6 protein-coding genes and 2 tRNA genes are annotated in these 8,315 nt (G+C 66.8%); 3 read left to right on the top strand and 5 right to left on the bottom strand.

Translation table 11 applies throughout. The features are described from left to right. Window positions 1–311: 311 nt before the first annotated feature. The 5 genes from QK291_RS04905 to QK291_RS04885 all read right to left on the bottom strand — a co-directional run bounded on the left by QK291_RS04905 (window position 312) and on the right by QK291_RS04885 (window position 4,759). Window positions 312–974 (bottom strand): NAD(P)-binding oxidoreductase, encoded by a 663-nt coding sequence (locus QK291_RS04905; protein ID WP_282379675.1) that lies wholly within the window; start codon window positions 972–974, stop codon window positions 312–314. Between the two features lie 145 nt (window positions 975–1,119). Continuing rightward, a tRNA-Met gene (locus QK291_RS04900) sits at window positions 1,120–1,193 on the bottom strand. 62 nt (window positions 1,194–1,255) lie between these two features. Next, window positions 1,256–1,327: transfer RNA gene (locus QK291_RS04895), tRNA-Thr, on the bottom strand. Between the two features lie 233 nt (window positions 1,328–1,560). After that, window positions 1,561–3,714, bottom strand: coding sequence for a DEAD/DEAH box helicase (locus QK291_RS04890; protein ID WP_282379673.1), 2,154 nt, complete (start codon window positions 3,712–3,714; stop codon window positions 1,561–1,563). Between the two features lie 391 nt (window positions 3,715–4,105). Next, window positions 4,106–4,759 (bottom strand): MOSC domain-containing protein, encoded by a 654-nt coding sequence (locus tag QK291_RS04885; protein WP_282379671.1) that lies wholly within the window; start codon window positions 4,757–4,759, stop codon window positions 4,106–4,108. A 148-nt stretch (window positions 4,760–4,907) separates the two neighbouring features. Here QK291_RS04885 and QK291_RS04880 point away from each other — a divergent pair, with 148 nt between their 5' ends. From QK291_RS04880 to QK291_RS04870, 3 genes are read left to right on the top strand one after another with little or no spacing between them, the layout of a single operon-like run. Then, the gene (locus QK291_RS04880) at window positions 4,908–5,576 is read left to right on the top strand and encodes a Tat pathway signal protein (protein WP_282379669.1); all 669 of its coding nucleotides are present in this window, start codon (window positions 4,908–4,910) and stop codon (window positions 5,574–5,576) included. A gap of 2 nt (window positions 5,577–5,578) precedes the next feature. Next, complete coding sequence (locus tag QK291_RS04875) at window positions 5,579–6,793, top strand: glutathionylspermidine synthase family protein (RefSeq protein ID WP_282379667.1); 1,215 nt, start codon at window positions 5,579–5,581, stop codon at window positions 6,791–6,793. Then, entirely contained in the window at window positions 6,790–8,307 is a 1,518-nt protein-coding gene (locus QK291_RS04870) for an APC family permease (RefSeq protein ID WP_282379665.1), read from the top strand. The genes QK291_RS04875 and QK291_RS04870 overlap by 4 nt, the downstream gene beginning before the upstream one ends. The last annotated feature ends 8 nt before the right edge of the window (window positions 8,308–8,315 follow it).

Genomic DNA, 8,315 nt, shown 5'->3' with positions numbered 1-8,315 from the left:
CGGCAACCACGGCTACACCGCCGCCATACCCATCACACAACCTGGCACCTACAACATCTGCTCCTACGGCATCGCCGTCTCGCCGCTATCCAACGGCCCCCGACACCTCGGATGCCAAACGAAGGTTTACTAACCGCGCTGCGGCCGAGCCACCAACCGGGCCGCCAGCCGTCGTCCGCCGCCGCAATCCCGACGGGCGTGACTGAAAGGGCCGGATCGTCAAACGATCCGGCCCTTTCTGTTGTCCCCCGCGGCCCCATCACAGCGTCACCGCGACATCTCTTCCTTCGGTAGCTCAGCTGCGGCTGCGGCTAGCTCACCGGTTCCAGGGCCGCCGCCAGCGGCAGGGTGCCGTCGCGGAATTCGATGGTGCGCCGGACCGTCGAGGGCAGACCCAGCACCGCCGCCGCGACGAGGGCCACGTTGGCACGGGCCGTCTCCCCGTCTCCGGAGCCTTCCGCCGGGTTGACCTCGATCAGGCCGTTCCCGGGCCCGTCAGTGAGCGCTCCGGGCCCCAGGATGGTCCAGTCCAGGTCCGTGCCGCGCAGATAGGAGTCCGCGGCGGCCTTGGCCTCGGCGTACGCGAAGAAGCCGTCGTCCTCGGGGACCCCGTGATCGGGCCCGGCGCCAAGGTAGGAGACCATAATGTACCGCCTGGCGCCGGCCGCGGCGGCCGCGTCCATCGACCGGATGGCAGCGTCCCGGTCCACCGCGAAGGTCCGTTCGGGGCTTCCGCCGCCGCCGGCGCCGGCCGACCAGACCACCGCGTCGTGGTTCCGGAGCGCCTCGGCGATCTCCGCCGTCGTCGAATGTTCAACATCCAGGACGACCGGAGCGGCGCCCGTGGCCGCGACGTCCTCCCGGTGGTCCGGGTTGCGGATAACCGATGTCACGTCCATTCCTTCAGCGGAGAGGATGCGGGACAGTTCCAGAGCCACTTTGCCGTGGCCGCCAATGATTGCGATTCGTGTCATGTGACCATTCTGTCCCACAATCGCCCCGGCCCCCGTTGCGCTATCACTTTTCGCGGTCAAAACGCCCAGTTAAGCACCAAAAGTGATAGCGCAACGGGGGGTTAAACAAAAGGACCCCGCAGGCTGGGCCTGAAGGGTCATTCTGTAGCGGCGGGGAGGCTCGATCTCCCGACCTCACGATTATGAGTCGTGCGCTCTAACCAACTGAGCTACGCCGCCATAAATGAGGAAAACCTGCGCTCAGCCGGTCAAAAACCGCCTTGACACAGGCCCTCATTCAGAGCCCCCCACCGGAATCGATCCGGTGACCTCGTTCTTACCAAGAACGCGCTCTACCACTGAGCTAGGGGGGCAACGAGTAAATACTTTACCGGAAGATTCCGCTCCCAACAAATCGGCGCCGGAGACCCCTCCAAAGCGCCCGAAGCGGCGGAAATCCGGGGTCTCAGGGGCCCTGCGATGGTCCGCCGGCACGTCCGGCGGCGCCCCCGGGCGTGCGGATGTGACCAAGGGAACTTAACGCAGAACGGGCCGGCTGTTGGGCCGGCCCGTTCTGCGGGTGAATCAGTGCGTTAGCAGCTGATGGTTACCACTTGGTGCGCGGCTTGAAGCCGCCTTCGGTGCGCGGCTTGCGGGCCGCGTCGGAGCCGACGCCACGCTCGTTGCGGTCGCTGAAGGAGCGTCCGCCGCGGTCAGCGGAAGTCCGCTCGCCGTCGTTCTTGCGGAATTCGCGCTTGAAGCCGCCGTTGCCCTTGAAGTTGCCGCCACGGTCGCCGCCGCCGGAGTAACCGCCGCGGCTGCCGCCCTGGCCGCCACCCTGGTAGCCGCCACGCTCGCCGCCGCGGTCGCTCGCAGGCGAACGGCCGTTGTCCAGCTCGAGGTGGATCAGCTCGCCGCCGATCCGGGTGCGGGACAGCGCCTTCAGCTGGTCGGCGCTGAGGTCCGCGGGAAGCTCCACGAGGGAGTGGTCCGCACGGATGTCGATGCCGCCGATCTGGGCCGAGGAGATGCCGCCTTCGTTGGCGATGGCGCCAACGATGGAACCCGGCATGACGCGCTGACGGCGTCCGACGGCGATCCGGTAGGTGGCGTTGCCCTCGGTCAGGGTGCGGGTCGGGCCGCGTGAGCCGAAGCCGTCCTTGGACCGCTCGCGCTTCTGGAACTCCGGAGCAGCAGGCAGTTCCTTGACCAGCAGCGGCTGGCCGCCCTGGGCCATCACTGCCAGCGCGGCGGCGATTTCCGCGGCCGGCACGTTGTGCTCTTCCTCGTAGGAGGCGATGAGGTCGCGGAAGGAGGAAACATCCTCGGAGGCGAGGGTCTCGGTGATCTTCTCCGCGAACTTGCCCAGGCGCAGGGTGTTGACCGACTCGGCGGTGGGCAGGTGCATCTGCTCCACCGGCTGGCGGGTCGCCTTCTCGATGGACCGCAGCAGGTACTTCTCCCGCGGCGTCATGAACAAGATCGCGTCGCCGGAACGGCCTGCACGGCCGGTGCGGCCGATGCGGTGAACGTAGGACTCGGTGTCGTGCGGGATGTCGTAGTTGACCACGTGGCTGACGCGCTCAACGTCAAGGCCGCGGGCCGCGACGTCGGTGGCGACCAGGATGTCGATCTTGCCGTCACGCAGGGCCTCGACCGTACGCTCACGCTGCTGCTGCGGGATGTCACCGTTAATGGCGGCCGCCTGGAAGCCCCGTGAACGCAGCTTGTCGGCGAGGTCCTCGGTGGCCATCTTGGTGCGCACGAAGGCGATGACGCCTTCGAACGGCTCGACCTCGAGGATGCGGGTCAGCGCGTCGAGCTTGTGCGGGCCCATGACCTGCAGGTAGCGCTGGCGGGTGTTGGCGCCGGTGGTGGTCTTGGACTTGACCTGGACCTCGGCCGGGTTGTTCAGGTACTGCTTGGACAGCCGGCGGATCTGGCTCGGCATCGTGGCGGAGAACAGGGCAACCTGGCGGCCCGCCGGGGTCTGCTGGAAGATCTGCTCCACGTCTTCGGCGAAGCCCATCCGAAGCATCTCGTCAGCCTCGTCCAGGACCAGGTACTGGAGTTCGGACAGGTCGAGGGAACCCTTGGAGATGTGGTCGATCACGCGACCGGGGGTGCCGACAACAACCTGGGCGCCGCGGCGCAGGCCGTTGAGCTGGGGGCCGTAGGCGGAGCCGCCGTACACCGGCAGGACGGTGAAGTCGTCGATGTGCTTGGCGTAGGAGGTGAAAGCCTCGGCGACCTGAAGGGCGAGCTCACGGGTCGGAGCGAGCACCAGGGCCTGGGTCTTGCGGGACGGGCCGTTGAGGTCGTGGAGCTCGGCCAGACGGGACAGCGCCGGTACTGCGAATGCTGCAGTCTTACCGGTGCCGGTCTGGGCCAGGCCCACGACGTCGCGGCCTTCGAGCAGCAACGGGATGGTTGCTGCCTGGATCGGGGACGGCTTCTCGTAGCCAACGTCCTGCAGGGCAGCGAGGACGCGGGCGTCGATGCCGAGGTCCACGAACTTGACGCCTTCTTCTTCGGCGTCTTCTTCCTTCGCGGGGGCAGCCGGGGCTTCGGCCTTCGGAGCGGCTTCGGCGGCGGCCGGAGCGTCGGCCTGCGGTGCAGCTTCGGCAGTGGCCGGAGCGTTGTTTGCAGGAGCCTCGGTGAATACCGGGGCGGAGCCGGCTGCGGGGGCAGCCGTTTCAGAAGTCTCGACGTCGATATTGACGGTTTCGGTTTCGACGGAGTTGTTCTGATTTTCGGGCATAGGTGAAATATCCTCATCCATAGGGGCCAAGCGGCACAACCCGAGGTGAGCGGAGCCGCAGTACGCGTGACCGAAATCGCCGGGCATACTTTGACCGGCCGGTCACATAGAAGCCCGGCGCTTTCGCAATCCCGTGGCAGGACTTCCCGCTGCATCTCTTGGCTGCTATCCCAGCAGTCTGTACAGCGTTTTCTTTAGCCGGCTCTCCCTATGAAAATGCCCGCATCTCAATGCGCGGGCCCCAACACTTACCAGTCTTGCCTCAAGAATTGGGCAGGAAATAAGGGATTTCCGGAGTGGGGGATAGTTCAATTGTAGGGCATGGATCGGCGCTTGGGTAACCCAGGGGGCCACGACGGCGGTGAGCTTGCGCACACGGGCGCCTGTCCCGCTACACGCCGAGGCGGCGCTGCAGCTTCGCGAACTCCCCGTGGTACTCAGGCTGGAGGCGGATCTCGCCGTCGGCGTCGGCGTCCCGCAGGGCCTCCATGTCCTCGAGCGTGGGGTCGCTGAACCACTTGCCGGTGGTCACCCCGTGGGTGGGCACGAAGATCCGGTGGATATGGTCCCCCGCCTCGATGCTGCCGACCCGCACCACCCGCAGATAGGTCCCCACCCGCCCGGCATCGCTGAACCGCTTGACCCAGTGCGGTTCACGCATCCGGCGCTGGAAGGTCGCGCAGGGGATCCGGGGCGAGGTCACTTCGACTTCAACCTCGAGTCCGATCTTCCAGCGTTCGCCGATGACGGCGTTGGTGGCACTGATCCCGGCAATGCGCAGGTTCTCCCCGAAGATCCCCGGCGGCAGTTCCCGGCCGAGCTCCGCGGCCCAGTAGTCGGCGTCGTCCTGGGAGTAGGCGTAGAGTGCCTGGTCCTCGCCGCCGTGGTCGACCCGGCTGGCCTGGACGTCACCGCGCAGCCCGAGCCTGTGTACCCTGACGGGCCCGGCCACGGGCCGCTTGTCGATCGCTGTGACGCCCACGCTTCCGGGGTCGTCCAGCAATTGGTGTACGCGGCAGACGGCGAGAACAGAGGCGGTGTCCATGGCACCAGTGTAGGCCTGGGCGCCGGGCCCGGACCCCGCCGCAGGCGCGGGGAGTTCTACCCCTTTTTGACGTTAGTCGCCGGAACGGCTGGCGGTTAGGCTGTCACCGGCACTACGGCCGCAAGCCAGAGGAAATGCAGGGGGAAGCATGGACAAGCAGGACAAGCCGGGAAGAGCGGGGCCGGGCGGGGGAAAAGCCGACGGACCGCCGGCGTGGGAAACCGCCCGGGAGGACTTCACGCCGAGCCCCGCGAGCGGTGACGGTCAGCAGCCGCCGTGGCTGGTGCCCCGGCCGGTGCTCCGCCCCGAATTGGTGGACCAGCACACGCTGTCGGATTCCCCCGGCCCCCCGTCGCCGGCCGGTCCCGTCCCAATCGTGGACCCTTTCGGCCGTGAACGTGCGAGGAAGCTGGCATCAGCTCCGGACCGGAAGAAGCGCTCCCAGCGGCGCACAGTTGTTGTGGCGCTCGGCGTGACCGCGCTGCTGGCCGGAACCATCACCGCGATGGTGGCCAGTAACGAGGATGACGCCGACTATGCCCAGGTGTGCTTCAACGACGACACCGGCGAGCGCGTCGAGGACACCCAGTGCGGCAACAGCAGCACCGCGGGACGCGGCTCCGGGGTCTACGCCTGGTACTTCTACTCCCGCGGTGCCAGCGTGCCGGGGCTGGGACAGAACCGGACCAGCTACCCCAGCTACACCAGGACTGCCCCGGCCGGAGCGAAGGCATCGACTGGGTACAGCTCCAAGGGCGGCACTGTAAGCCGGGGCGGCTTCGGCTCCAGCTCCAAGGGCGGAAGTACGGGAGGCTAGGCATGAAACGACATATTTCCGAGCCACGGCCGGACTGGAAACAGCGGATTGAACAGCAGGGCCTCGTCTTCTCCACCACCACCCTGCCTGACGGCAGCACCGTCGAGTACTGGCACGAGGACGCCTACTACGAGTTCACCATGGACGAAGTGGAGACCCTCGAGCAGACTGCGGAGGAGATGCACCTTATGTCCCTGGAGGCAGCGAAGTACCTCGCGACTGGCGCCATGGGGCCGATTGGCGTCGGGCCGCAGGCGCTGGAGCTCGCCGCTGAGTCCCTGCAGGCCGGCGACGCCGACGTTTACGGACGATTCGACTTTGTCTACGACGGCCAGGGTGGCCCGGCCAAGATGCTGGAATACAACGCCGACACCCCCACCGGGCTGATCGAGGCGGCCGTGGCGCAGTGGTTCTGGCTGCAGGACGTCTTCCCCGGGAAGGACCAGTGGAACGGCATCCATGAAGCCCTGGTCCGGGAGTGGAAGAAACTGCAGTACAGGACCGGTATGAGTACCCTGCATGTTGCCCACGCCGAAGAGGAGGAATCCGGCGAGGACTGGATGACCGCTGCCTACATGCGGGACGTCGCGGGCCAGGGCGGCTGGACCACCATCGGAATCAACATGTCCGATATCGGCTGGGACCCGAACCTCAACCGCTTCGTGGACCTGGACAACTTCCTGATCAGCACCATGTTCAAGCTCTATCCCTGGGAACTGATGATGAAGGAGCCGTTCGGCCAGCGCCTGCTCCAGCGTTCCCACAACCCGCGCTGGGTGGAACCCGCCTGGAAAATGCTCCTGTCCAACAAGGCGCTGCTCGCGGCCCTGTGGCATCTGTACCCGGATCACCCCAACCTGCTGCCGGCATATCTTGACGGCCCCGGCCCACTCACCGAGTGGGTGGCCAAGCCGCTGCACGGGCGCGAGGGTGACAACATCAAGATCCACGCCAACGGCATCAACCTTGAACAGCCCGGCGGCTACGGCCGTGAAGGCTGGTGCTACCAGCAGTTCCACGCCCTACCGGACTTCGAAGGCAACCGTCCGGTGCTGGGGCTCTGGGTGGTCGGCGGCGAATCGGTAGGCTGCGGCATCCGCGAATCTGACGGCCCGATCACCGACTACTTCTGCCGCTTTGTGCCAAACACCATTGACTCTGCGGCCCCGCTCTCCTCCTCGAAGGCCCATTCCAGCAAGGCAGGTACCACCCTATGAGCACCAGGACGACGACGGCCGGCAGCCCCAGCGGACAAAGCGCCATCCCTGCCAAGGGGCTGCGCGCCGGAATCCTGGACCTCGGTGACTCGGTGATGCTGGGCCTGGCGTCCACCGCCCCGGTCTATTCACTCGCCGCCACCCTTGGCCTGATCGTGGCGGTGAACGGCAATTACACCCCCCTGATCCTGCTCCTGGGCTTTGTCCCGGTCCTTTTCGTCGCCTATGCCTTCCGTGAACTGAACAGTGCCATGCCGGACTGCGGCACCACCTTCATCTGGGCCCGGCGCGCCTTCGGCCCCTGGGCCGGCTGGCTGGGCGGCTGGGGGGTGGCGCTCGCCGGCGTCGTGGTGCTGGCCAACCTTGGCCAGGTCGCCGGGCAGTACCTGTGGCTCCTTGTCGGGGACGGGTCGCTGGCCGCGAACAGCCTTGTGGTGACCGCCACAGGGGTGCTGTTCATTGCCTTTATGACCGTGGTGAACCACCGGGGCATCCGGCTCGGTGAGCATGTCCAGCGGGTCCTGACCTATGTGCAGTACATATCGCTGGGCATCTTCGCCGTCGCAATGGTCGTCCAGATCGTCGGCGGGACCCCGTCCGGGGCCCCGATCGGCCAGGCTTTCGACCTTGAGTGGTTCAACCCGGTCGGCGCCTTCGCCGATCCCGGCGCCGTCGTCCATGGCGTGCTCCTGGCGCTTTTCATCTACTGGGGCTGGGACACCTGCTTCGCGGTGAATGAGGAGTCGGAGAACCCGGCGACCACGCCGGGCCGGGGCGCGGTCATTTCGGCGTTTGTGCTGGTGGCGATCTACGTGTCCGTCGCCCTGCTCGTGATGATGTACGCCACCGCCGGCACGGAAGGGATCGGCCTGGGCAACGACGCGAACAACGGCGACGTCTTCCTGGCCATGAAGGACGTGGTTCTCGGGCCCTGGGGCTGGCTGATCGTTGTCGCGGTACTGGCCTCCGTGCTGTCCTCCACACAGACCACGATCCTCCCCACAGCCCGCGGCACCCTGTCAATGGGGGCGCATGGGGCACTGCCCGCGAAGTTCGGCGAGGTCCACCCGCGCTACCGGACCCCCGGATTCTCGACCAAGGTCATGGGTGGCGCCGCCATCACCTATTACGTGCTGATGAGCCTGCTGAGTGAGAACCTGCTCTCCGACTCGATCAGCTCCATCAGCCTCTTTATCGCCTTCTACTACGCCCTTACCGGGTTCGCCTGCGTCTGGTACTTCCGCGGGACGCTGCGCGGATCGGCCCGCAACCTTTGGTTCCGCGGCATCCTGCCGTTCCTCGGCGCCCTGGCACTGACCGGCGCGTTCTGCGTCTCGGCGGTGCAAATGTGGGATCCGGGGTACGGCGACACCCAAATCCTGGGCGTTGGCGGGGCCTTCGTCAGCGGTGTTGTGCTGCTGGCTCTCGGCGCGGTGCTGGCCGCGGTGTGCCGTTTCGCACCGTCCACCCGGCGCTATTTCCTCGAGCACACGGCTTCCGGCGCCGCCGGGTAGCGGGCGCC

It is taken from the genome of Arthrobacter sp. AL12 (assembly GCF_029960645.1).
Taxonomy (GTDB): Bacteria; Actinomycetota; Actinomycetes; order Actinomycetales; family Micrococcaceae; genus Arthrobacter.
The sequence above is the reverse complement of the archived record's forward strand: the minus strand, read 5'-3'. Positions and strand labels throughout refer to the sequence as shown.

Bases quoted from the DNA above. Each gene is read 5' to 3' on its own strand.
- QK291_RS04875 (WP_282379667.1), top strand. From the start codon at position 5,579: ATGAAACGACATATTTCCGAGCCACGGCCGGACTGGAAACAGCGGATT.
- QK291_RS04885 (WP_282379671.1), bottom strand. From the start codon at position 4,759: ATGGACACCGCCTCTGTTCTCGCCGTCTGCCGCGTACACCAATTGCTG.
- QK291_RS04890 (WP_282379673.1), bottom strand. From the start codon at position 3,714: ATGCCCGAAAATCAGAACAACTCCGTCGAAACCGAAACCGTCAATATC.
- QK291_RS04905 (WP_282379675.1), bottom strand. From the start codon at position 974: ATGACACGAATCGCAATCATTGGCGGCCACGGCAAAGTGGCTCTGGAA.
- QK291_RS04880 (WP_282379669.1), top strand. From the start codon at position 4,908: ATGGACAAGCAGGACAAGCCGGGAAGAGCGGGGCCGGGCGGGGGAAAA.
- QK291_RS04870 (WP_282379665.1), top strand. From the start codon at position 6,790: ATGAGCACCAGGACGACGACGGCCGGCAGCCCCAGCGGACAAAGCGCC.